This is a genomic window from uncultured Cloacibacillus sp., assembly GCF_963926575.1.
Classification (GTDB): domain Bacteria; phylum Synergistota; class Synergistia; order Synergistales; family Synergistaceae; genus Caccocola; species Caccocola faecigallinarum.
Window position 1 is genome coordinate 36,702 of the sequence record NZ_CAWUXW010000004.1, and the last position, 24,946, is coordinate 61,647.

General features: G+C 60.9%; 17 protein-coding genes. 7 read left to right on the plus strand and 10 right to left on the minus strand.

Translation table 11 applies throughout. The features are described from left to right. The first annotated feature begins 215 nt into the window (after positions 1 to 215). Together ABGT66_RS10225 and ABGT66_RS10230 are read left to right on the plus strand one after the other, a co-directional pair. Positions 216 to 1,658 (plus strand): Rep family protein, encoded by a 1,443-nt coding sequence (locus ABGT66_RS10225; protein WP_346690500.1) that lies wholly within the window; start codon positions 216 to 218, stop codon positions 1,656 to 1,658. Between the two features lie 432 nt (positions 1,659 to 2,090). Further along, positions 2,091 to 3,299: an ATP-binding protein gene (locus tag ABGT66_RS10230; RefSeq protein WP_346690501.1), complete on the plus strand. Its 1,209-nt coding sequence runs from the start codon at positions 2,091 to 2,093 to the stop codon at positions 3,297 to 3,299. A gap of 67 nt (positions 3,300 to 3,366) precedes the next feature. On the opposite strand, the gene ABGT66_RS10235 is transcribed toward ABGT66_RS10230, so the two are convergent. Next, on the minus strand, positions 3,367 to 3,996 hold the full coding sequence (locus tag ABGT66_RS10235; protein WP_346690502.1) for an SGNH/GDSL hydrolase family protein: 630 nt from the start codon (positions 3,994 to 3,996) through the stop codon (positions 3,367 to 3,369). Between the two features lie 98 nt (positions 3,997 to 4,094). Here ABGT66_RS10235 and ABGT66_RS10240 point away from each other — a divergent pair, with 98 nt between their 5' ends. After that, positions 4,095 to 5,228 carry an aldo/keto reductase gene (locus ABGT66_RS10240; protein ID WP_346690503.1) on the plus strand — a complete coding sequence of 378 codons (1,134 nt, stop codon included), beginning with the start codon at positions 4,095 to 4,097 and terminating at the stop codon, positions 5,226 to 5,228. A 92-nt stretch (positions 5,229 to 5,320) separates the two neighbouring features. Here ABGT66_RS10240 and argH read toward each other — a convergent pair whose 3' ends face one another. From argH to cls, 4 genes are all read right to left on the minus strand, one after another. Then, positions 5,321 to 6,736 carry an argininosuccinate lyase gene (gene argH / locus ABGT66_RS10245; RefSeq protein ID WP_346690504.1) on the minus strand — a complete coding sequence of 472 codons (1,416 nt, stop codon included), beginning with the start codon at positions 6,734 to 6,736 and terminating at the stop codon, positions 5,321 to 5,323. Positions 6,737 to 6,848: 112 nt separating this feature from the next. Next, positions 6,849 to 8,096 (minus strand): ribonuclease H-like domain-containing protein, encoded by a 1,248-nt coding sequence (locus ABGT66_RS10250; protein WP_346690505.1) that lies wholly within the window; start codon positions 8,094 to 8,096, stop codon positions 6,849 to 6,851. Continuing rightward, positions 8,077 to 9,264 carry a metallophosphoesterase gene (locus ABGT66_RS10255; RefSeq protein WP_346690506.1) on the minus strand — a complete coding sequence of 396 codons (1,188 nt, stop codon included), beginning with the start codon at positions 9,262 to 9,264 and terminating at the stop codon, positions 8,077 to 8,079. The genes ABGT66_RS10250 and ABGT66_RS10255 overlap by 20 nt, the downstream gene beginning before the upstream one ends. A 1-nt stretch (position 9,265) precedes the next feature. Further along, complete coding sequence (gene cls, locus ABGT66_RS10260; RefSeq protein ID WP_346690507.1) at positions 9,266 to 10,849, minus strand: cardiolipin synthase; 1,584 nt, start codon at positions 10,847 to 10,849, stop codon at positions 9,266 to 9,268. Positions 10,850 to 11,075: 226 nt separating this feature from the next. On the opposite strand from cls, the gene ABGT66_RS10265 reads away from it, so the two are divergent. Further along, a complete protein-coding gene (locus ABGT66_RS10265) occupies positions 11,076 to 13,268 on the plus strand; it encodes a patatin-like phospholipase family protein (RefSeq protein ID WP_346690508.1) in 2,193 nt (730 codons plus the stop codon). Positions 13,269 to 13,353: 85 nt separating this feature from the next. On the opposite strand, the gene ABGT66_RS10270 is transcribed toward ABGT66_RS10265, so the two are convergent. The 5 genes from ABGT66_RS10270 to ABGT66_RS10290 all read right to left on the minus strand — a co-directional run bounded on the left by ABGT66_RS10270 (position 13,354) and on the right by ABGT66_RS10290 (position 20,744). Continuing rightward, positions 13,354 to 14,334: an SWIM zinc finger family protein gene (locus tag ABGT66_RS10270; protein WP_346690509.1), complete on the minus strand. Its 981-nt coding sequence runs from the start codon at positions 14,332 to 14,334 to the stop codon at positions 13,354 to 13,356. Next, complete coding sequence (locus ABGT66_RS10275) at positions 14,331 to 17,387, minus strand: DEAD/DEAH box helicase (RefSeq protein ID WP_346690510.1); 3,057 nt, start codon at positions 17,385 to 17,387, stop codon at positions 14,331 to 14,333. Before ABGT66_RS10275 ends, ABGT66_RS10270 begins: the two co-directional genes overlap by 4 nt. A gap of 78 nt (positions 17,388 to 17,465) precedes the next feature. Next, positions 17,466 to 19,106: a nucleoside kinase gene (locus tag ABGT66_RS10280; protein WP_346690511.1), complete on the minus strand. Its 1,641-nt coding sequence runs from the start codon at positions 19,104 to 19,106 to the stop codon at positions 17,466 to 17,468. A 137-nt stretch (positions 19,107 to 19,243) separates the two neighbouring features. Then, positions 19,244 to 19,795 carry a peptidylprolyl isomerase gene (locus ABGT66_RS10285; RefSeq protein WP_346690512.1) on the minus strand — a complete coding sequence of 184 codons (552 nt, stop codon included), beginning with the start codon at positions 19,793 to 19,795 and terminating at the stop codon, positions 19,244 to 19,246. Between the two features lie 43 nt (positions 19,796 to 19,838). Continuing rightward, a complete protein-coding gene (locus ABGT66_RS10290; RefSeq protein WP_303146895.1) occupies positions 19,839 to 20,744 on the minus strand; it encodes a phosphatidylglycerol lysyltransferase domain-containing protein in 906 nt (301 codons plus the stop codon). A 158-nt stretch (positions 20,745 to 20,902) separates the two neighbouring features. On the opposite strand from ABGT66_RS10290, the gene ABGT66_RS10295 reads away from it, so the two are divergent. The 3 genes from ABGT66_RS10295 to ABGT66_RS10305 all read left to right on the plus strand — a co-directional run bounded on the left by ABGT66_RS10295 (position 20,903) and on the right by ABGT66_RS10305 (position 24,683). After that, positions 20,903 to 22,165 carry a tetratricopeptide repeat protein gene (locus tag ABGT66_RS10295; RefSeq protein ID WP_346690513.1) on the plus strand — a complete coding sequence of 421 codons (1,263 nt, stop codon included), beginning with the start codon at positions 20,903 to 20,905 and terminating at the stop codon, positions 22,163 to 22,165. Positions 22,166 to 22,175: 10 nt separating this feature from the next. Then, positions 22,176 to 23,990, plus strand: coding sequence for a DNA helicase RecQ (recQ, locus tag ABGT66_RS10300; protein WP_346690514.1), 1,815 nt, complete (start codon positions 22,176 to 22,178; stop codon positions 23,988 to 23,990). A 180-nt stretch (positions 23,991 to 24,170) separates the two neighbouring features. Then, positions 24,171 to 24,683, plus strand: a complete 513-nt coding sequence (locus tag ABGT66_RS10305) for a nitroreductase family protein (RefSeq protein WP_346690515.1) — start codon at positions 24,171 to 24,173, stop codon at positions 24,681 to 24,683. Positions 24,684 to 24,946 lie beyond the last annotated feature (263 nt).

Below are 24,946 nucleotides of genomic sequence, written 5' to 3' on the forward strand. Positions count from 1 at the left end.
CAAGGACACAGCACCAAACTGGGCTTGTGTTTGGTGCTGTGTCTAATTGTGTTTTCTGTGTCCGCTTTTGCGAATCCAGTGATAGCAACATTTTGTCGCTCCCTCGCCGCTCCCGCGAAGCGGCAGGCGAGGCAGACAAAGCCATTTTGGACACAGATAATTTTTCCGATATGTTCGTTTTATCCCAATAAATTGTGTCTACGGAGGATATAACGATGCGGAGTAGAATCTTTAATATCGTGCAATACGCTTGCCACAAGGATACAGGTGAGGCTCTTCTCACAGAGGAGAGAATTAAATCTGCGTTGGATAAATACCGGAGTATCAAGCAATGGGCATGGATAACCCATGATCATGACATTGACGATACTGGCAAGATTAAACCGTTACACTATCATATTGTGCTGTACCTGGGCAGCACGGTCAAGGATACGTCCGACGTTGCCCGCTGGTTTGGTATAGCCGATAATTTTGTCGACGTACCTAAAGGTCATAAGGGGCGAGGTCTGGACAATTTTCGCGACTGTGTTGCATATCTTACGCACGAAAAATTTCCCGAAAGAGGGACGTATCCCGACGAAGCTGTCCACGCCAACTTTGACTGGCGTTCCTTCGTTTCGTCGCCTAGCTGTGCTTCGCTGGATAGCCGCCGCGTGATTGTTGAGGGATGGATTAAGGATATTATGCAGGGGCAACTGAGCCTTGACGCTTGTCGCGATCAAGATAGCGTGTTATATATCTTAAACTTGCAAAAGTTGCGCAACGCGCAGAGTGAGTATTTGCGTTCTTTGCCCGCTCCCGCGATACGTCTAAACTTTGCTATTACCGGTGATAGTTCGATGGGGAAATCTACGTTAGCGAAAGCTCTGGCGCGTAGTATGTTTCCGGGTATTAGAGACCGTGACTGCTATCATGTTGTTGGGTCGACTAAGACTCCTTTTGATGGATACACTGGACAGCCGGTTGTCATTTGGGACGATGCGCGCGTCCCTACACTGCTGGAGACCCTTGGTGACAGAGATAATCTGCTAAAAGTGCTAGATTCGCATCCAACAGAGGCGCTACAAAATATCAAGTATGGCGTCGTAAATTTAGTCAATCGCATAAATATCTTCACTACGGTCACATCTTATGAGACCTTTTTGGACGGTCTGGCGGGACAATATCAGGATAAGTATGGGAATCTGGTACAGAGCGAAAGTCGTACACAGTCATATCGCCGCTTCCCTGTCATTTTTCGGCTTGATTTGTCCGATTTTGTCATGTTGATGAATAAAGGGTGGCTTGTCGGGAATCAGGAATATATGGAATTCGCCGAGACAATGCGTTTCGTCTGTGGTATGTGGCAACTGAGAAATAAATACAAAGGGCTACCAGTTAGTATATATGAGCCTCGTGCGCGAGAACGCGAGGCGGAAATGTTAGCTCCTGCGATTGCCAAGATTAACTCTCTAATTCCGCCCGAAGAGGATGCAGGGGTAGATTATGCGGCAATGCTAAAGGCGGCTGACGACGAACTTGACGCAGAGGGCTGGGGGCGGTGCGAAATAATCGATACTGCACTTACGCCAGAGCCTGAGCCAGATGTTAAGCCCAAGCAAGAAGCAGAGTGTAAAGACAAACAAGATCCTAAACCTGTAAAGATAACATATGACTGAAAGCGACTGAATCAGATAGATGATTTATTCTTTCATCGTTTGCTCAGGTAAACTTTTTAATTGTTGGTGTAAAATTAAATAGGCATATAGGCTCATTTTTATGGTACATATAAGGTAAAAACTACACTATAACTGTAACTATAAAATTATCTTTGACTATCCAACATCAGTAATATACACTATCCATCGGACTGTTGCGAATCCCCTCGCCGGCTCCAGAGATATCAAGGGTTTTCGGGATGTTCTCGAAAACCCTTTTTCTATATCTTTTATTCAAACCCACCTAAAACAAAATTCCGCAAAAAATTTGCCTGCCGGCGCAGCAACCGCCCAATCATAGGCATGGACGCCTCTCATTTATTTGCATTACACCGCAATAACTTTATGTCATAAACATATTATTGTATAATGACTGCAAATGGAGGGGCCGGCATGATACCACGAGACGAATATCTGGACAATCTAATCAGCTTCAAGGATAAGCGGCTTATCAAGGTCGTCACCGGCGTCAGGAGATGCGGGAAGTCGACTTTGTTCGAGCTATATCAGGATTATTTGCTCACGCACGGCGTCGACGCAGGGCAGATCATCTCCGTCAATCTTGAGGCCGGCGAATTTGCCGACATCGCCGACGGCAGGGCTCTTTATGATTACGTGAACGCCCGGCTGGACGGCGGGTGGATGAACTACATCTTCCTCGACGAGGTGCAGCGCGTCGAAGAATTCCAGAAGGCCGTGGACGCACTGTATATAAAGAAGAACTGCGACGTATATATCACTGGTTCCAACGCATATTTACTCTCCGGCGAGCTCGCGACGCTGCTCTCGGGGCGCTATGTCGAGATAAAGATGCTGCCGCTTTCCTTCAAGGAGTATGCCGCGGCACGCGGAGAGAATCTCGCACCGGAGCGTCTGTATCAGGACTATATTCACAACAGCTCGTTCCCATACGCGCTTGAGCTGAACAGGCCGAAAGATGTCAGGCAATATCTCGACGGCATATACAATACGATAATCGTCAAGGACATCATAACGCGCAAACGCATCAACGACGTCGAAATGCTTAAGAGTACCGCCAGATTCATGTTCGACAATATCGGCAATATAACCTCTACGAAGAAGATCGCCGACACGATGACCTCCGCAGGAAGAAAGATATCCGTGCACACCGTCGAAAATTACTTGGACGCCCTTACGGAGAGCTTTATATTCTACAAAATCGGCAGGTACGACGTTAAAGGGCGGCAGTATCTGAAAACGGGCGACAAATATTACGCCGCCGACGTCGGGCTGCGCTACGCCGTGCTTGGCGCGAAAATGGCCGACGCCGGGCATATACTGGAGAACATCGTGTGCCTTGAGCTGCTGCGCCGCGGGTACGAGGTCTACGTCGGCAAGGTCGGAGCCGCGGAGGTTGATTTCGTGGCCATCGGCGATGAGGGCGAAGAGTATTACCAGGTAGCCTATACTCTCGTGGACGCCGACAGGAAAACGCTGGAACGCGAGCTCGCGCCGCTCGACTCAATCAGAGACCACAATCCGAAATTCCTCCTGACGATGGATTATGGCCCCGTCGTCTCGCACAACGGAATCAAGCAGATATATGCGCTTGACTGGCTGACCGGACGAGCGTCGCTGTAAAAGAAGCCCGCCGGTAAACCGTCTGTCAGCGCGTCAAACCGCCTGACGCGCCGCCGGGCGGGCTTCTTTATAAGTTTTCCTTGATGATATCTGCGAAGGCTCTCGCCAGCGCTTCGTGGTCCTCCGCTTCCATGTGCAGCTTGTCCTTCTCGCTCGGCCCCGCAACGGTCGAAGCGTCGAAGTAGAGCCAGCCGTGCGCATCGGCCTGCGCTTTGTAATAGGGGGCGAGGGCTTTGGAGACGGCGACGGCTCCGGGGGCGAAGCCTGTGTAGCAGCTGTTCTCAATGCCTTCGCCCAGGTGAATAGGGCTGACCAGCAGCACCTTGGGCGTCGGGAAGCCCGCGCCGTAGTCGAAGCTCTCCACGAGCTTGCCCAGCTCGGCAGCTCCGCAGGCTATGTCCGCGGGCAGGAGATTGAAGCGCTGCTTCATATCGTTCGTTCCGAGCATGATGACGACCAGATCAAGCGGGCGGTGGGTGCGCAGGGCCACGCGCAGCTGCGTGCGCCCGTTTTTGTCGAGCTCGATGCAGTCCTCGAAAACCGTGGTCCGCCCTCCGCAGCCTTCCTCTATAACGTAATAATCCTCGCCGAGCAGACGCTGAAGAATGCCGGGCCAGCGTTTGTCGCGCGGCCAGCGGCCGCCCGCCGGGTTCGTGCCGTTTGTGTTGGAATCTCCGAAGCACAGAATGTTAATCATTTGATATCACCCTTTCCGCATCTGCCACTATCATACTATTATGTCGGATATAATTACGCTGTGCGGTTCGGAAAAATTTTTATATCGGAGGGGAAAAGATGATTTATAAAAAATTTCAGGATATCGAGCTGTCGAATCTGGCGATGGGGGCGATGAGGCTGCCCGTCGTTGACGGGAACGACGCCGCGATAGACGAGGCGGCGGCCTTCGAGATGGTGGACCTCGCGATGGCGCGGGGCGTGAACTATTACGACACGGCGTGGGGCTATCACGGAGGGAACTCCGAGCTCGTGATGGGACGCGCGCTCGCGAGGCACCCGCGCGAAAAGTTTTACCTCGCGGACAAGTTCCCCGGCTACGACCTCGCTAACATGGACAAGGTCGAAGAGATATTCGAGACGCAGCTCAAGAAGTGCGGCGTGGAATATTTCGACTTCTACCTCTTCCACAACGTCTGCGAGCTGAACATAGACGGCTATCTCGACGAGAGGTTCGGCATACACAAGTATCTCATGGAGCAGAAGAGGAACGGGCGCATCAGGCACCTCGGCTTTTCGTCGCACGGCTCGCTCGAAGTGATAGAGCGCTTCCTCGACGCTTACGGCGAGGACATGGAGTTCTGCCAGCTCCAGCTCAACTACGTAGACTGGAGCTTCCAGAAGGCGAAGGAGAAAGCCGAGCTGATACACCGCCGCGGCCTGCCCATCTGGGTGATGGAGCCGCTGCGCGGCGGGCTGCTCGCGAACCTGCCCGAAAAGGCGGCCGCGCTGCTCGGCGGCATGCCGCCGGTCGAATGGGCCTACCGCTTCCTGCAAAGCGTGCCGGGCGTCACAGTCGTGCTCTCCGGCGCGTCGAGCATGGAGCAGATGAAGGAGAACCTCAGGATATTCGCCGAGGACAGGCCGCTGACCGACGACGAACAGGCGCTGCTCATGCGCGCGGCGGACGAGATTATGAAGGCGGGCGCGGAAACGGCTCCATGCACGGCCTGCCATTACTGCGTCTCGCACTGCCCGCAGGGGCTCGACATCCCGTGGCTGCTCGAGCTTTACAACGAGCACGTATTCACGGGCGGCGGCTTCATCGCACCGATGGCGCTCTCGTCACTCGCCGACGACAAAAAGCCCTCGGCCTGCGTCGGCTGCCGCAGCTGCGAGCAGGTCTGCCCGCAGCAGATAAAAATTTCCGAAGTCATGTCAAAGTTCGACGCGCTGCTGAACGAGAAGAAATAGCGGCGAAGCGCGCAGCCCTTCATAAAGAACACACAAGCGGCCCGGACACATCGCCGGGCCGCTTGTTTTATGCTTCGCGCCGTGATTATGCTTTACAGCATATCCGGCAGGGCGTCTTTGTATTCTTTTATCTCGCGCTCAAAGCCCGCGAGTTTTTCTTTCGCGCGGGAGATTTGTCCGCGCACCTGCTCGGGGGCTGCGCCGCCGTAGGTGTTTCTGCGTTCCATGGAGCGGCGCGGCGAGAGCAGCGGGAGGAGGTCTTCGCCAACCTCGGGGATGACGGCCTGCCATTCGGCGAGCGTGAGCTTGTGCATCGGGCGGTCGTGCTCTATGCACCAGCGGACGGCGTGGCCGACTTTTTCGTGCGCGCTGCGGAAGGGCACGCCGCGCAGTACGAGGTATTCCGCGACGTCGGTCGCGAGGATGAGGCCGTCGGCGAAGCCGCGGTTCGCCTTTTCTTCGTCGACGTCGACGTGCGCGAGGAGCGGCGGAAGGACGGAGAAGATGAGCTTGAGGCAGTCGAGCGTGCGGAAGAGGCCGCGCTTGTCGTCCTGGAGGTCGCGGTTGTATGTGAGCGGGATGCCTTTCATCATCGTGAGGAGGTCGACGAGCGCGCCGGTGAGCTGGCCCGCCTTGCCGCGCAGCAGTTCGAGCACGTCGGGGTTCTTTTTCTGCGGCATGATGCTGGAGCCGGTGCAGAAGGAGTCGGGCAGCTTGACCCAGCCGAATTCTGTCGTGAAGTATATGATGAGGTCTTCGGAGAGGCGGCTGACGTGGTCGCCGAAGACGGCGGCGAAGTAGAGTATGTCGAGGAAGTGGTCGCGGTGGGCGACGGTGTCCATGCTGTTTTCGGTGAGGCGCGGGAAGCCCATGTCGCGCATCGTGTATTCACGGTCGAGCGGCAGCGTGGAGCCGGCGAGCGCGCCGCAGCCGAGCGGCGATTCGTCCACCGCGTCGTAGGCTGCGAGCAGGCGGCGGGCGTCGCGCATGAAGGCCTGCGCGTGCGCCATCCAGAAGTGGCCCATGGAGACGGGCTGCGCCTGCTGGAGGTGGGTGTAGCCGGGGACGACGACGTCGGCGTGTTCCTCGGCCTTCGCGAGCAGGACGTTTATCAGCGTTTCAAGGCCGTCCCATATCCCGAGCAGCTCTTTGCGCAGGTAGAGGCGGACTGTGGTGTTGACCTGGTCGTTGCGGCTGCGTCCCATGTGGAGGCGCGCGCCGGTCGCGCCGCATTTTTCGATGAGGCGCGATTCGATGTTCATGTGTACGTCTTCGAGCGCGGGCTTCGGCTGGAATTCGCCGCTCTTTATCTCCTCCGCTATCTCACGCAGGTTTTTCTCTATCGTCTCGGCCTCGTCCTTGCTGAGCAGCCCCGTGTGTCCGAGCATGCGCACGTGCGCGATGCTGCCGCGTATGTCCGCCGTGGCCATGCGCCAGTCGAGGTCGAGCGACTGCGTGAAGCCGAGCACCGCCGCGTCCATGTCCTGAGAGAAACGTCCCTTCCACATTTTATGTTTTCCCCTTTCGATAAATCAGCCGGTATTAAATTTGTATATTCGTCCGCAATTATAGCATTTTTCGGCGGCGCGGCGTTTTCTCGTGCGCGCGGACGCCGCGGCGTTAGATTTCTTCGCCGTCCAGGCCGATTTCGCCCTGTTCCTCGCCGGGGCCGCGCGCGATTTTTCTTTCGAGGCGCTCTATTCTGTGGCGCAGCGAGGCGCGGTCGGCCTCCCAGTTTTTGTCTTTGAATATTCTGTGGCGTTCGAGCCAGCGCAGAGCCTCCCGCGCGTGGACGAGCGCGTCGGCGGGGCGGCGGAAGCGGTGCTCTTCTATCTTCGCCATCGTCTCGAGCGTGCGCACGGGGCGGCGTTCGGTCGCGAGCGACTCGTTGTAGTAGTCGTAGGCGGCACGGTAGTTGCCCGCCGCGCGCTCGTTTTCGGCGAGGCGCAGCAGCGCGACGTGGCGGTCGCGCGTGAATTCGAGCGCCGCTTCCCACGTCTCGCGCGCCTTGCCGGCGCAGCCCTTCGCGGCCCATAGGTCCCCGGCGCGCACCATGTCGGCGGCGCAGGCGCAGTCGCCGGAGGCCATGGCGGCGATTTTGCGCTGGAGCACGGCGAGCGACACTATGTCGAGCGTGTTGTGGTAGAAGACGCCGCGCAGAGGCGAAGCGTCGGAGTCGCGCAGGAACTGCGTGTACATCCACGGGATTTCGCCGCCCGGCACGTCCTCGCCGCCGCGCTGTAAGCCGAGGACGTTGCGCTCCATCGACGAGAGCGAGCATGAGGCGAGCCGCCCGCGGTAAAAATGGCGCGCGAGCAGAAGCAGATCCATGTGCGGCGCGTAACGCCACGACGGCACGCTGCGCGCGAGCGTGTAGCGCGTGAGCAGCAGCGGCAGGTCGAAGGCGCGGCCGTTGTATGTGACGAGGCCGCAGCCGCGCGGCAGCTCGTTCTCCACGGCTTCGAGCCACGCGCGCTCCCACGCGGGGCCCGCGAGGAAGAGCTGGACGACGCGCAGGCAGTCCTCGGCGCATATTCCGAGGCCGATGAGGAAGGCGTAGGTCCCCGTGCCGCCCGATAGGCCCGTCGTCTCCGTGTCGAGGAATACGGGGCATTCGCTGCCGCCCCAGAGTTTCAGCGCCGCGCCGCTCTCCTGCGGCGGCGTCAGCACGTTTCTGCCGTAGGCCGAGCCGTAGCGGAAGCGCCGCTCCATGCGGTAAACGCCGCGCGCCGTCCACTCGCCATCGGGCAGCCCCGTAACGTCGAGCTCTTTGGGCAGGACGGTCTCGCGCGGCGCGGGGCGCGGCTCCGGCGCGCCGCCCGTTTTTTCAAATCTTTCGGAGTCGAATTTACCGCGCGGACGCGGCACCGGACGCGCCTTCCTTCCGCACTATGTCTATCACGACTATCTCCGGCGGCGCGAGCAGCCGCACCGGCGGGCCGACGTAGCCCGCGCCGTTGCTGGTGTATAGCAGGCTGCCGCGCTTGAGCTTTTTCAAGCCGCGCGAATGTCCGCGCACGAAGAGGCGCGACGAAAACATCGGGAAGACCTGCCCGCCGTGCGTGTGGCCCGAAAGCTGCAGGTCGAAGAAGCCCTCGGTGCCGATTTCGACGACGGGTCGGTGGCGCAGCAGCAGGATGAATTTGTCGCGGAAGCGGCTCTTCGTGTTCACGATGAGCGTCTCGGAGCGCGTCAGCCCCCATTTGTCCTCCGCGAGATGGTCACCGTCGTCGACGCCCTCGACGACGATTCCCCCCGCCTCGGCCGCCTCGCCGCGCAGCACCGTCATGCCCGACATGCGCATGAACTTCAGGGATTCTTCTATATCGTCGTAAAAATCGTGATTTCCCGTGACTGCGAAAACGCCGTACTTCGGCTTTAAGCGGCGGAACATCGCCGTCTCGCGCCTGCGCCCCTCGAGGCTGCCGTCCGTCACGTCGCCCGTGACGACTACCATGTCCGGCTTCGCCTCGCGCACGCGGCGCAGCACGCGCGCGAGCAGGAAAGCGCCCGACGACGGGCCGAGGTGCAGGTCGGTGAGCTGCACGATGCGGAGCTTGCCGGCGTCCGGCGGAAGCTTGTCCGTCTCGATTTTTATGAAGGTCGGCCCCGGGTGCAGCGCGCTGTAGACGCCCGCCGCGACGACGCAGAAGGCGGCGGCGAACGAAGCCGCGAGCGCCCGCGCAGCGCCCGTCCCGTCCGTCAGCCCGAGGCCGAGAAGGCCGTCCGCCGCGGTCAAAATCATGAATATCGCGAAGGTCCACATGACGAAGACGAGCCACAGCCCGCCCGTCCAGTCCGCGAAGAGGCGCAGCTTCGGCCTGCGCGCGAGCAGATTCGTGCGCCGCGCCGCGAACGTCATAGCGGCGGCCGCGGCGCAGAGCGCGACCCACAGAGCGCCAGCCGCGGCGTGGAAATAGCTCTCCTCGAATATCTTTATATAGATGTATATGACTACGGCGGAGAGCAGCGCCGCGCAGAGCCCCCAGAAGGCCCCTCGCTCGGAGAAACGTTTTTCGTAAACTCTGTCCGTCATGCTATATCTGCGCCGAATAGAGGCGGCCGAAGGACTCCAGCACCTTCTGCCACACGGGGCGCTCCTCCCATTCCGATATGGTCAGCTCGCGGCAGTCCTCCATGTCGCGCTCGAACTGCTCCGCGAAGGACGCCGTGATCTTCCTGTCGTAGATGAAAAGCTGGTTCTCGAAATTTATGTCGAGGCTGCGCACGTCCATGTTGCAGGTGCCGACCGAGGCGCAGCAGCAGTCGGTGAGCACGGACTTCGTGTGTATGAAGCCCTTTTGATACATAAAGACGCGGACGCCCGAGCGCAGCAGCGGCTCGATGTAGCTGCGGCTGCCCCAGAAGGAGAGGAAATGGTCCTTCTTCTCGGGAATCATAACGCGCACGTCCACGCCCGAAAGCGACGAGGCTATCATCGCGTTCATCAGCTCCGGCCCCGGCACGAGGTAGGGCGACGTTATCCACGCCCGCTCCCTCGCGCGCGAAATCATGCCGTAATAGCCCTTCGCAATGGAATGCCAGACGCTGTCCACGCCGCTCGCGACGACCTGCACCGGCAGGACCGGCAGAGCGCCGCGGCCCTCCGCGCCGCCGTCGTAGAAATCGCGCTCGCATTCGCAGCCCTCGCGCGGCTCCTCGCCCGAGCTGACGCACCAGTCGTTAAGGAAAATTTTATGCAGCTCCGGCACTGCCTCGCCTTCGAGCCGCACAAAGGTGTCGCGCCAGAAGCCGAGCGGTCCCTTGCCCTCGTACTCAGTGCCGAGGTTGAGCCCGCCCGTGAAGCCGACCGCGCCGTCGATTACGACGATTTTGCGGTGGTTGCGGAAATTCATCTGGCGGCGGAATATAGGCAGCGCGACGGGCATGAAGGAGCGGCAGTCGATGCCGGCATCCTCCAAATCCTTGACGAACGAGCGCTTGAGGCTCCAGCTCCCGACCGCGTCGTAGAGCAGCCGCACCTTGACGCCGCGGCCCGCCGCCTCTTTCAGCAGCGCGCCGATGCGCGCGCCGAGCTCGTCGCTGCGCACGATGAAAAATTCCATGTGGATATAATTCTTCGCCTCGCGCAAAGCCTTTTCAATCGCTGGGAAAGTCTTGTCCCCGTTGATGAGTATCTCGACGCGGTTGCGCATCAGCAGCTCCGCGCCGCTGCACGCGTGAAGCATACGCCCGATGAAAAACTGCTCCTCCATGTCCTTCGGGAAAGGCGTGTCGTCGAAGCCGTATCTTTTCGACGGGCGGAAGAGCCTCCGCTTGCGCAGGCTGCGGAAGTCCGGCCCGATGACGAGATAGAGCACGACGCCGAAGACCGGCAGGAAGATGAGCGCGAGCATCCAGAGTATCGTGCGGTCGGGGTTCTGCCCTTCCATAAATATGACGAAGGCGATGACCGCGGCGTAGATTATAGTGATGTGCCACGCGTAGTCCTTGAGCGTGAGGAATACGGAATCGACCGTATGCGTGAAGTGGCGCGTGACGCCGAGCCCCTCTTCGGTGAATACGAAAAACCTGTCGCACCACTCGAAGATGGTCGGCATGAGGCCGGCGAGGAAAGCGACAAACAGCGCGAGAAGAATCCACCGTCCGATCTTGTGCATAAAGCCGCCGCCTTTCGTTTCGCAGAGTGAGAGCGCACGCGCGCCCGACGCTATTATATTCCAAACGCGCGCGCCGCGCGACGGAGGCGCAGCCGCGCGTATAATGGAAACTGCTTTCCGCTTTTTTCGCCGCGCAATGGTATAATCGTTGCTATATCAAAGCAGGGCTTAAACCCGAATGGTTTTGTTTTTTCATTTTTCGCAGCCCGCGCCAGAGGTGAGTTCGTTGTCCGTACCGTCAAAAATCACAGCGCTTATATGCGCGGCGCTCATAGCCGTGCTCGCGCCCTCCGCGTCCTTCGCGGCGCGCTACCCCGCCCGCAGCCCCGAGACGCGCGACCATTTCATGAGCTGGGGCTTCCCGCACAAGGACGGCGTCGTGCTCGTCCTCTGCGGCGGAGGCATGAAGGGGCTCGCGCACATCGGCGTCTTCGAGGTGCTCGAACGCGAAAACATCCCCGTCGCCGCCGTCATAGGCACCAGCATGGGCGCGATAATGGGCGGGCTCTACAGCGCCGGCTACACCCCCGCCGAAATGCGCGAGCTGCTCGCAAAGGTCGACCTCATGGAGATAATGTCAGGCCGCGCCGTAATGGAGGGCGACAAGGGAGCCTTCAACAGAGCGCCCTCGCCGAACGACGCGCTCTTCTCCGTCACGGTCAACAGCGACAACCAGACGCAGGGACGGCGAGCCGCGCTCAACGCGAAAAACCTCTACGCCTTCCTCAGCGAGCTGACCGCAGACGTGACCGTGACCGACTTCGACTACCTCAGATACCCCTTCGCGGCCGTAGCGACGAACCTGCTCAACGGCGACACCGTCGTGCTGCGCAACGGAAACCTCGCCTCCGCGCTGCGCGCCTCCATGTCGATACCGATAGTCTTCGACCCGTGGCCGATGGACGACATGCTGCTCGTCGACGGCGGCCTCAAGGCAAACCTCCCAGTGCTCGAAGCGAAGAAAATATTCCCCGGCCATCCGATAGTCGCCGTCAACCTCTCGCCCGAGGACATAACGAAAAAAGACAGCGAGATGCGCTCGATGTTCGACGTGGCGGGGCAGACGCTCGACATACTCATGATCCAGCAGATACGCGACAACGCCGCTGCCGCGGACCTGGTAATCACGCCCGACGTGAAGAAATTCAGCACCTTCGAGGCCGGCGGCTACGACCGAATAATCGACGAGGGCACGAAGGCCGCCGAGGAAAAAGTCGCGGCGCTCCACAAGCTCGTGAAAGAAAAGTGCGGCGTATGGGACCACGAGCTCGAGCTGCGCCGCCCGCCGCATCCGCCGACCGTCGCAGAAGTGCGCTTCGAAGGCGTGCCGCAGGGCATAGCGGACAGGCTTTATAAAAAATACTCGGAATGGATAGACGAGCCGCTCGACATGCAGGCCGTCTCCGACGCAGTCTCCGAAATGTCGAAATACGACGACGTGCGCTCCGTCGACGGCTACACCGAGCGCATAACGCGCGGCACGGTCGCGGTCGTCTTCCGCATAGAGCGCCCCGCGAAATACGAAATAGGCTTCGACGGCTACGCGAGCAACCTCAACGCGAACCGCTGGTTCTCCGTCAGCGGCACGGCGCGCGACACCTTCATGGACGGCGACACGGCCGCGGCCGAAGTGCGCCTCGGCACCACATGGGGCGGAATGCTGCGCTACTTCACGCCCGTCAGCGTCAACCGCGACCAGTGGGGGCTGACGCTCGCGGCGCGGCGCGAGAAATACGAGCCCTTCGCCTCGAACGGCGAGACGGAGCTTGAAAGATACGTCGCGAAGCTCGCGTGGTACAAGACGATAACGGACCGCATGAGAGTCGGCGTAGGCTACGCGGGCGAGATGATAACCTCCTACGCGCCCGACGACGACGGCGAGCACGGCCCGTACCTCTCCTTCACCTTCAACAACCTCGATGACCCTATACTGCCGACGCGCGGCTTCGAAGTCGCGAGCGACGTGTGGTTCCCCTTCGGGCGCGAAGTCGTCTCCAGCACGCGCTTCACAAGCTACATCCCGATAATGAAGGACAACAAAGTAATCTTCGGCGGCGGCTTCAAAACCGGCGACGGCGACTCGCTCTCATACGCCGCGATGCTCGGCATACACAACGAGCTCTACAGCCTCGGCCAGCACCCGCTCGCCGGCGACCAGGCCTACTGGCTGCACCTCGGCATAGAGCGCGTCTTCAACCGCTCGTGGTGGGGCGGCGTAAACATCGAGTTCTTCGGCAACTACGGCCGAGTGATGGGCGGAATGCACGACGAGCAGAGCCGCTGGGAAGCCGGCGTCGCCTTCTCTGTCCCGACCAACAACTTCAACTCGAAGCTCATCTTCGTCTACGACCAGGAGGGCGGCTTCACCGTCGGCTACTCCGTCGGCCTCCCAAGATTCTGGGACGGCCCGCTGCCGTAAAGCGCGCGGCATAAAGATACGAAAAATCCCCGCCATCTCGGACGGGGATTTTTTATATGCCCACAATGCGCTGCCGACAAATTTTCTATATCAGCTTCCGCGGCCTGCCGACGGGTTTTTTCTTTTCTCCGGTGAGGATTTCGCCGGCGAAGATGGCGGCTTGTTCGTAGCAGGGGGCGAGCATTTGGCGGAAGGGGTGTTCGCCTCGCCAGAAGGGGAAATCGTTCATTACGTCGAGGGCGGCGGCGCGGCGCGTGCGGTCGGCTTCGGGCTGTTCGAAGGTGAAGTCGCCCGCGGCGAACCAGCTTTCGCCGGGCTGCGGCGGCTCTTCGGAGACGGCGGCGCTTTCGTCCTCTTCGGGCGTTTCCGCGCCTCCCGTGACGCTTTCGGGCTCTTCGCCTGCCTCCGCGCTCCACGGCTCGGCGTCGTCCTCGTCGATGGGCAGCGGGCCGTCGTCGCGCGGGCTTTCGAGCGTGAGCAGGTTTATCAGCGATTCTTTGTCGAGGCCGCGCAGCCTGAGCAGGATGAAGGGGTCGTCCTCGAGCTCTTCGCCTAGGAGCAGCAGCACGGCGATGATGTGTTTGCAGGGCGTCGCGTCGTCGGGGCAGGAGCATTTGAAGCGGCGCAGCGCGTTTTTGTTGAGGAAGAGCGGCGTGCCGGATTCCTTGAATATCTGTTCTATTTCGTCGGGCATTTCGCCCGCGAGCAGCTGCGCGGTGAAGGCGGCGCGCTCGCGGAAGCGGAAGAGTATCAGCTCGCGCGCGTCTGGCGTCACGGTCTCGAAGCCCAGACGTATCTGGTAGGGCGTTTTGCGCGTGCCCTGCACGAAGGCGGTGACGAGGCCGGGCTCTATGGAGATACTGACGACCTGCCCGCGCCGCGCGTAGCTTTTGCCGCGCGATATGCGCGCAGCGTCGATGCACTGTTCTATGACGGTGACCCAGCGGCGCGACCACCAGTTCGTGCCGTAGGCGTGTCCGCGCGCGGTGCGCGACTTTATGCCGCAGCGCGTTTCGCGCGGTTTTTTGTAGCGGTAAAATTTTTCTTCGCGTTCGAACTGCGTCATATGCTTTCCACCGCCTCTTTTTCGAGCGAGAAGAGCTCGCAAAGGTCGCTGTCGCTCATTTCGGTGAGCCAGCTTTCGCCGGTGCCGACGAGCATCGAGGCGAGCTCTTTTTTCGATTCAATCAAAGCTTCTATTTTTTCTTCGAGCGTGCCGCGGCAGCAGAAGTAGTGTACCTGCACGTTGCTGCGCTGGCCTATCCTGTACGCGCGGTCGACGGCCTGCTGCTCGACGGCGGGGTTCCACCAGCGGTCGAACATGACGACGTGGTTAGCGCGCGTCAGGTTCAGCCCCGTGCCGCCCGCTTTGAGCGAGAGTATGAAGAAGGGCGGCGCGTTCTCATCCTCCTGGAAGCGGCGCACCATTTCGTCGCGCTTCTCGCGCGGCACGCCGCCGTGCAGGAAGAGCGCCTCGCGGCCGAACATCTCCTGGAGGAATTTTTTGAGTATCGCGCCCATCTCGGCGTACTGCGTGAAGATGAGCGCACGGTCGCCCGCGGCGAGCATTTCTTCCGCGATTTCGGCGAGGCGCGCCATTTTGCCGGAACGGTTTTTGTAGTCGGATTTGTCCTTGACGTAGAGCAGCGGGTGGTCGCATATCTGCTTGAGCGCCGTTATCGCGCCGAGGACTACGCCCTTGCGCTTGATGCCCTCCGCGCCCTCGAGCTCCTGCGCGAGCGCGGTCGTGACGGCGCTGTAGAGGCTCGCCTGCTCGCGGCTCAGCGTGCAGAATTCCTTCGTCTCTATTTTTTCCGGAAGGTCGTCGATTATCTCCTTGTCCGTTTTGAGGCGGCGCAGGATGAAGGGCGCGGTCATGCGGCGCACGCGGTCCATCGCCTTTTTCTCGCCGGCCTGCACGGGGCGCAGGATTTCGCGCGCGAAGCGGGCGCGGTTCGGCATGAGGCCGGGCATGAGGAATTCCATCAGCGACCACATGTCGCCGACGTGGTTCTCGACCGGCGTGCCAGTCAGCGCTATGTGCCAGTCCGCCTTGAGCGAGCGCGCGGCGCGCGACTGGTAGGTGTCGGGGTTCTTTATGTTCTGGGCCTCGTCGAGTATGACGCCGGCCCATTCTATCTTCGAGAAGAGCGCGCTGTCGCGGTGGAGCAGCGAGTAGGACGATATGACGAGCGTATCCTCGAGGCCGCCGTCCGTGAAGATGTTGCCGCGGCTGCGTTTTATGCCGTGGTGTATCAGCGTTTTCGTGCCGGGCGTGAATTTCTCCGTCTCGCGCCGCCAGTTCTCCATTACGGAGGTCGGGCAGATGAGCAGTATCGGCCGCTTTTCGCCGCGCACGCGCAGATTTTTGATGAGCGCGAGCGTCTGCACCGTCTTGCCGAGGCCCATGTCGTCGGCGAGGCACGCGCCCATGCCGAGGCGTATGAGGCGCACGAGCCACGCGAGCCCCTTCGCCTGATAGGGGCGCAGCCGTCCGCAGAAGCCCTCGGGCGCGTCCATCTCCTCGAGCGGCGCGGAGCCCGAGAGCAGCGCGCGCACCGAGTCTATCCACGGCGAGCCCGTGACGGCGGAGAGCGGCGCGTCGTTGTAGTCCTGGCGCAGCGAGGAGAGCAGCGCTTCGCGGCGCTCTATCTTCTGCGGCATTTTCTTGAGGGCCGCGGTTATCTTCTCCACTTCGTCGCGGTAGATGATGACCCAGCGCCCGCGCAGGTTCGTCAGCGGCGTCTTGAGCTCGGCGAGCGTCGCGAGCTCCTCCTGCGTCAGTATGTCTCCGCCGAGCGCGACGGACCAGTCGACATCGAGCATGTCGTCGAGGCTCATCTGCCCGCCGGGGACGAATGCGTTTGCGTCGCGCAGCTCGGCGCGCACCGAGAGGCGCGGGCGGTCGGAGAGCTGCCCCCACGCCGAGGGGAGCTGCACCTGAATGCCCTGGTCTATTATCGAGGTCACGTGATTCTGTAAAAAGTCGAAAAGGTCGTCCGCGTCGAGCCTGCATTCGCATGGGAAGGGCGTTTCGAGGCTCTCGGCTATCACCGGTATGTGCGAGGCGAGGTGCCCCAATATCTGGAGCATGTAGCGGCGCGGATTCGTGTGCGTATGGTCGAACCACGCGCGCTCCGCGTCGCCGGGGCTCCACACGCGCTCTGCGGGGATTATCAGCGACGGGTCCTGCGTCGATTGAAGATGCCACGAGAGCCGCCAGACGTTTTCGTCGGTCGAGGGCTCCTCTATGCGCATGAAGAGACGCCACGGCTGCGCTGTGACGGCTTTGAGCGAGTCGGCCCAGTCGCGTATCTGCGGATAGAGCGCCGCCATCTCGTCGTGCCACTGCAGCAGCGGGGCGCGCTTCCATATCAGCGAGCGTATCCAGATTTCGTGCGGGTTGCCGGAGTTTATGCGCCGCCCCATCTCGGAGGCGCCGTGCTGCGATGCGCGTATCATCGAGTCGATGAGCCCCTCGAGTATCAGCATCGCGTTCTCGCGCTTGCGGCGCGGCGTCTCCTGCGGCTCGTCGAGGAATACGCCGCAGAGGACGGGCGGCATGGCCTTAGCGAAGGCCGAGAATTCGTCCTGATATTTCGCTAGTATGACGGGCCGCCACTGCGAGGCGTAGGTCTCCAGGAACGGCTCCATGTCGGGGATGTAGGTCCCGCGCTGCACGAGCGCCGCCGCGTACTCGAGCGCGCGGCAGAGGTATTTGAAATCGTCGGCGAGGATTATTCCGGGGGCCGGTATCCTTTCGCCGCACTCGCGCATCATGCGCAGCATCGCGGCGAACTCCGCGAACTCGACCGGAAGCGCGGGAACGCGGAAAATTTCGAGCTTCGCCTCGCCCGCTGGCTGCGGCGCGTCGCCGAGTATGCCGTCCGACGGCGCGGGGACGCCGTCCTTCGCGGGGAGCAATATGTATATGTGCGTCGCGAGCTCGTTGGTCTTGCGCGCGTTCCGCACGCCTGTCTCCTTGAGCGCGGCGCGCAGCTCCGCGGGCTTCGCGCCCCACGGGAGCGCCGCGTATCCGTCCTCGCCGGGCTTCGGACGGCGCAGCCTGTCGAAGGAGACCTCGCCCCAGAGATATATTGAATTCTGTTCGTACGCCAAATGTAGAATCAGCATCTGAAACCTCGCTGCATAAAAAAGGCGGACGGCTCTTCCGCGCCGCGCGCCTTCGTTATTTACCTATTCAAAACAGCTCCCGCCGATGAACTCTCTGATGATAGAGAGGTTCGGCACGTCGTCCGACGGAATGACGGGGACGAAATGAAGCATCGCGAGGAGCCTCTGCGCCTCGCCGTATACAGGGGAATCCTCCGGCACCGTCTTCAGCAGCGGGACGACGTAGCCCTTGAGCACGGGAATCTCGTAGGCGAGCGCGGTGTTGAATATCGCGTCCGCGTTGTCCTGATACGGGAAGATGTGCCGGAACGAACCGCGCACGACGGAGGGCCACTGCTTCAGCGTCGCCTCGGCGGAATGTCCGCGCGTCCGCGCGTCGCGCACGAGGCGGCGGATGAGCCGCGTGTCCGTCGTGCCGAGCCTGTTGTGGAAATCTATGTTCGTGCCCGTCAGCGGGCAGATGAAAATTTTGTATTTTTTATCCGCGGGGACGCTCTGCGTCAGCCTGCTGTTGAGGCCGTGGATGCCCTCGATGACGAGCAGCTCGTTCGGCGCGAGGCGCATCTTCCGCCCCTTCGTGCGCTTGCCGGTGAGGAAGTCGAACTTCGGAACGTCCACCTCTTCGCCCGCAAGCAAAGCGGAAATCTGTTCGTTGACCAGCTCGAGGTCGAGCGCTTCGAGCGCCTCGAAGTCCGGCCTGCCGTCGCTGTCGAGCGGCGTGCGCTCGCGGTCTACGAAATAGTTGTCGAGCTCGAGCGTCCTCGAGCGTATGCCCGAGGCGAGCAGCTGCACGCGCAGCCGGCGCGACGAGGTGGTCTTGCCGGAGCTAGACGGCCCCGCGAGGCAGAGCAGCCGCACCTCGGGGCGCGCCTCTATCTCCTCTGCGATGTGGCTCAGCATCTTCGTGTGCAGAGCCTCGCAGAGCATGATGAGGTCGCGCGAGCCGCCGTCCGTGACGATTTTATGAATTCCCGCGCATGTGCTGACGTCGAGATTTTTCAGCCACGCGGTGTGTTCCTGTATGAGCCTGAAAAGCTTCGGCGATTCGGAGAAGGGCATGGTCTTGCACGGGTCGGAGAGCGTCGGGCCGGAGATGAAAAGGCCGCCGCGGTACGGATGCAGCTCGAAGGTCGGCGTGAGCGAGGCGCGGTCCGCGAGCGCGCCGCCGAAAAAGTCGTAGACGCCGCCGCATCTGTAGAGAATCACGGGGTCCGTCCCCGCGTATCGCAGCAGCTCCTCCTTGTCGCTGTAGCCGAGCGCCGACATCATCGCGCGCGCCACGTCTATCGGGAAGACCTCGCGGCGTATCGGCTCGTCCTCCTCCACCATGCGGCGCATCTCGGCGCGCAGCGCGGCGCAGTCCTCTTCGGTCAGCTCGCGCTCCGGCGACTCGTAGAAATACGAGTAGAGCATCGACTGCGTGAGGTGCAGCCGGACGCCGAGCACGCGCGTCGCCGCGGCGGTGAGCAGGAAGGCCAGCGTGCGCGTGTAGACCTCTATGCCCTCTATGCTGTCCGTGGTTATGAATTCTATGTAGGAGTCCATCACGAGCTCCCAGGAGAGCGGGCGCTGCTCGCGGTTCACGCGGCAGGCCACGACCGCCTCCTTCTTCGGGAAGTTCGAGAGGGCGAGCGCCTCGCGGGCCGTAATGGTTTTGTCGCTGCTGAGCGTACAGGCGTCTTTTATTTTTATTTCAAAGCTCACGGCATTTCCTCCAATTGCCTGCGAAGTATCAGGCATCAGACTACATTTAAGCATTTTAGCACAACGCCGCGCGATTTGCACAAAAAAGAGGCGGCTCGCAGCGAGCCGCCCATGCGTTTTTTATGATTTCGGTGAAACTAGCCCTCGATCGTCAGCTTCTCGATGACGACCTTCTTGAGCGGACGGTCCATCGAGTCCGTCGGAAGCTTGCCTATCTTCTCGACGACCTCCATGCCTTCCTTCACCTGCCCGAATATCGCGTGCTTGCCGTCGAGCCACGGCGTCGGCACGAGCGTTATGAAGAACTGCGAGCCGCCGGTGTCCGGCCCCGCGTTCGCCATCGAGAGCACGCCGGGCTTGTCGTGGCGCAGCCCCTTGCCGAACTCGTCCTTGATGACGTAGCCCGGGCCGCCGGTGCCGTTGCCCTTCGGGCAGCCGCCCTGGATCATGAACTCGTCGATGACGCGGTGGAAGGTGAGCCCGTTGTAGAAGCCCTTCTCCGCGAGGTCGGTGAAGTTCTTGACCGTGTTCGGCGCGAGGTCGTTGTAAAGCTCGATCTTGAACGTGCCGTAGTTCGTCTCAAACACCGCGGTCTGTCTCGCGGCCTCGGCGGCCTCCGCCGGCTTCGCCGCGAAGGGGGCGAGCGCCGCCGCCGCGACCATTGCGCTGAGAGCAAGAATTTTCATCATGGTAGTCCTCCGTTTCGTCATGTTGATCAGCTCCTGCATTTTATCATATAAATCTGATGTTGACCCGGCATTCCTTGAGGAAGCCCGTCGGCAGGTAGGACATCTTCGCGGCGCGAAGCCCTTCGTCGTTCATGTCCTCCTCGCGGTTCACTATTTCGAGCTCCGGGTGCTCCGCAACCATGTGCGAGAGGAATTCCTTGTTGATGACCTGGTAGGCCGCGCCGTATTCGAGGCTCGCCTTCTCGTAGTGGACGACGAGCATGTTGCCCGCGAGCTCGCCGACGGTGTAGGCTTCGATTTTTTTGCCGACGCGGATGGCCCCGCCGCAGAGGTTCGGTATGTCGTGCCAGTGGTGCAGGATGCGGTGAATCGCGTGGTCCTCCTCGACGAGCCCCTCGCTCTGCCCGCAGTTGTTTATCTGGCACCACGACTGCTGGAATTCGATTATTTCGTCGAGAATAGCGTCGGTCAGCGGCTCGTAGACGTAGTCGTAATTCTTGCGGAACTGGTTCACGCGGTTGCGCTTCTTCATGTATTTGTTCCCGGCCAGCGTCGCGAGCGCGTGGATGTCGTAGAGATACTCCCACGTGCCGCGGTCGTCCGTCGTCTCGACCTTGGCGCAGCCTTCGAGCTCGCGCGTCCATATCGCGGCGAGCGTCTCGGGCACGAGGTCTATCTCTATCTCGTCTCCGTAGTGCGCGCGCAGAATCCGCGGCCAGTCGTCGCGCTCCCAGCGGCCGACCGGCGCGAGGTCGTTGAGCCCCTCCTTGCGCTGGTGCAGCCAGTAGAGGTCGTTCTCCTCGTCGTAGGCTATCTTCGTCCCGTAGTCGGGGCCGAGGCTCCAGATTATCGGGAAACAGTAGTCGGACGTGCGCTGGGCGCACATGTTCCAATGCTCCAGGTAGTGCGGCGCTTCGTCTAACGTTATATCGTGAAATTCGAGATTCACACAAATTACCTCCGGCTCATTCGTTAGCATTAAGATTTTACTCCATTTATAGAAAGCGTCATAGCCAAAAAATATATAATTTCTGCTACAATCTGCGGAGGAAAGGAAGAGGGCCGCGACTACCGGAATATTTGCGCGGCGGCCCGAAATTGCTGACGATGCCGTTGAACGATGACGAAGATATAAAATGTCCGGAGACCGTGCCGGAGGAGCAGAAGGGGCTGACCGAGGCGGAGCGGAGCTGGAGCGCGCAGAAGCCGCAGCGCCCGCGCGTGCCGAGGAAGGTTTTTATCGCGGCGGCGCTTCTGTTGCTCGCCGCATTCGCGGGCGGCGGCTGGTGGTACTACCGCACGAACGTGCTGCCCGAGGAATATTACATGCGCGCGACGCAGCTCTTCAAAGCCGAGGACTTCGCTGGCGCGGAGGAGCTTTTCGATAAAATCAAGAAGCTGCGCCCCGAACGGCGCGACCTGTTCTACTACAAGGCCTACTGCCGTGAGCGGCAGGGCGACAAGGCCGGCGCAGTCAAATATTACGAGGAACACCTCAAAAGCGAGCCCGAGGACGTGAAGGCCATGGTGCGCCTCGGCTGGCTCTACCTCGACCGCAAAGACTACAACGCGGCGCTGAAATGGTTCCGCGAGGCGGCGAGGCAGGAGAAGAAGGACGCCGCGCTCTGGCGGCTGACCGCTGACGCCGCCGAGAAAGCGGGCGACAAGGCCGAAGCCTCCGCCGCGTGGCTCGAAGCTGCGAACATGGGCGAAAGCGCGGAGGACATCATGGCCTGCGGCAAAGCGCTGCTGCGCATAGGCGACTACCGCGCCGCGATGACCGCCTACGAGCTCGCGGCGAAGGCCGCGCCCGACGACAAAGCGCCGCTGCACGGCCTCGCCGCAGCGAAGGCGATGCTCGGCCTGCCGACGAACCCGCGGCTCGTAATCGCGCCCGGCGAAGCGCTCGGCGCGGTGAAGCTCGGCGCGACGAAGGCCGAGGCTAAGGCCGCGATGGACGGTCGCTCGCCAGACGCGAAGGAATTCGGCACCGTCGGCGGGAACTCGATGATCGCCGACCGTCCCGTAGAGATATGGCGCTACGACGGCTCGCGCGCGATGCGCATAATATTCATAGACGGCGAGGTCCACGAGATAGAGACCGCCTCTCCGCTCTACAAGACCGAGGACGGGCTCGGCCTGTCGAACTTCCTGCTCGCGAAGAACGAAGACAAGCTTAAATGGAAGCGCGATACGCGCGCCAGCGTCCTTGTCTGCCTCGCGAAGGGCGGCGGGCTGACCTTCTACGCCTACGGCCTAGCCCCCGACGGCGCTTCCGCGGAAGAGACGAAGCTGCGCGTCCACCGCGGCGACGTCAGCATCGACGGCGTAAACGGCTTCTCGCTCATGACCTTCGGCGCCGCCGGCTAAATTCGGCGGAATGGCGACGCCGCACGAAATCCTAAAAAAAGTATTCGGCTACGACAGCTTCCGCAAAGGCCAGCTCGAGCTCATCGAGGCGATAGGTTCGGGCCGCGACGCGATCGGCGTCATGCCGACGGGCGCGGGCAAGTCGCTCTGCTATCAGATACCGGCGATAATGGCGGGCGGCCTCTCCGTCGTCGTCTCCCCGCTCATATCGCTGATGAAAGACCAGGTCGACGCGCTGCGCGAGAACGGCGTCAGCGCCGCGACGATAAACAGCGCTATGGACTGGGAAGATGCAGCCGAGGTATTCCGCGCCGCGAGAAACGGAAAAATCCGCCTGCTCTACGTCGCGCCCGAGCGGCTCGAAGGCGGCTTCGGCGACTTCCTGCGCGAGGCAGCGCCGAAGCTCGTAATCGTCGACGAGGCGCACTGCGTTTCCCACTGGGGCCACGACTTCCGCCCCTCGTACCTCAACATCGCGCCCGTCATGGACAGCCTGCCCGCGCGCCCGCCAGTCGCGGCCTTCACCGCGACCGCCACGCCCGAGGTGCGCGCCGACATAATAGAACAGCTCGGGCTGCGCGACCCGTTCTCGCTCACAACAGGCTTCGACCGCGAAAACCTCTTCTTCCACGTCGAGCGCCCCGACGACAAAAACGCCGCGATGATGCGCTACGTCGGCCAGTTCCCGCACGCCTCTGGAATAATCTACTGCTCCACGCGCAAGACCGTCGAAGAGGTCTGCGAGCGGCTGCGCAAAAAAGGCGTCAAGGCCGTGCGCTACCACGCGGGCTTGTCGGACGCGGAGCGCGCGCGCAATCAGGAGGAATTCATACACGACCGCGCGCCCGTCATGGTCGCGACAAACGCCTTCGGCATGGGCATAGACAAGTCCAACGTCCGCTACGTCCTGCACTACAACATGCCGCAGAACCTCGACGCCTACTACCAGGAGGCCGGGCGCGCGGGCCGCGACGGACTGCCCTCAGACTGCCTGCTCTTCTACGGCGCGCGCGACGTAGTCACCGCGAAATTCTTCATCTCGCAGAGCCCGGAGGACACACGCGCCGCCGCTAACAAAAAGCTGCGCGCGATGATAGACTACTGCCACACCTCCGGCTGCCTGCGCGCCTTCATACTCAACTACTTCGGCGAGCACGATGTGCCCGAGAAATGCACCGCCTGCGGCAACTGCACCGAAAACACCGAGCGCGCCGAAATCACGACCGAGGCGCTCAAAATACTCTCCTGCGTCTACCGCATGTCCGAGGCGAGCGGCGGGAAACATTACGGGATCTCGATGCTCGTCGACGTGCTTCGCGGCTCGCAGCGCGCGGAGGTGCTCGCGCCCGGCTTCGACAAAATATCTACATACGGCCTGCTCAAAGACAGAAGCGCGCGCGAGGTGCGCGAAATGACGGACTTCCTCATCGCCGAGGGATATCTGCAGGTCGGCGGCGAATTCCCGACGCTTTCCTTCACGCCGCGCACGATGCAGTTCTTCAAAAACCCGACGCCGCTCGTCATGCGAGTCAGCGAAAGCGACAAAGCGAAGGCCGAACGTATAAAAAAGCGCACACGCGAAATCTCCGCCTCGGCCTCCGAGGGCCTCTTCGAAGAGCTGCGCGTGCTGCGCCGCGCGATAGCCGCGGAAAACGGCGTGCCGCCATACGTCGTATTCTCCGACAAGACGCTTGCCGCTATATGCGAGACGATGCCGGAAGACGAAGACGACTTCCTCGAAATCCCTGGCGTCGGAGCGGCGAAGCTTGAACGCTACGGCGAAGCGTTCCTCGCCGTAGTTCGCGAATGGAAGCACAGGGCCTGACCCGTCCGGTAAAACGGCGCTGACTTCCGAAAGCCCGCGACGCGTTTCAGCGTTTTCGCCGGCCCCGTTCCGCGCGCCGCAAGAGGGCAGAACTTTGTCTTTTCACACGTTCAATATAAAATAGGAAGACATTCGCGCGCCGCGCGATTTACGGAAACGCCGCAAAAGGAGACGAACGAAATGACAGCCATAGAAGCGATCATGAAACGCAGAAGCGTCAGGAAATTCACCGGCGAGCCGGTAACGAAAGAGACCGTCATGCAGCTCATAGACGCGGCCGCCGCTGCGCCGAGCGCGATGAACCTCCGCCCCGTCCGCTTCATCTTGATGGACAAGCACGACATGGCGAAGCTCGCCGAAACGATAGACCAGAAGCAGCCCTTCGAGCAGGGGCAGTGGGCGATAGCCGTCTGCGCCGACACGCGCGGCTACACCGGCGGCACGGGCTGGCTCGAAGACGCATCCGCCGCGCTCGAAAACATCCTCATCGCCGCAACATCCCTCGGCCTCGGCTCACTCTGGTACGGCGTCTACCGCCGCGCCGCCAAAGAGCCCCAAGTCCGCGCCGCGCTCAACCTCCCCGAAGGCGCGGAATGCGCAGGCATCGCTGTGATAGGACACGCGGCGGAGGAACATAAGGAACACGGACAAGCCGACGCAAAGTTTGTGTTTGAGTCGGCGTGGAAGGAATAAATCCAGAAGCGTAATAAAACCGGCGCGGAGCTCCGAAACACGGGCTCCGCGTTTTTTGTTTGTCGTGCGCTTTGCTATAATTATCCCGTTACATGCGAAAAACATAAATTTGCCGTAACGGGGGTAATCTGATGCCTGTCCCGAAATATTACGAAATGCAGAGACCTTTTCTCGAAGCGCTGAAAGACGGGAAACCGCACGCGATGAAGGATATCGTGAAATGGTATATCAAAAAAATAGTTAGACAAGTAGGTGTATCTACT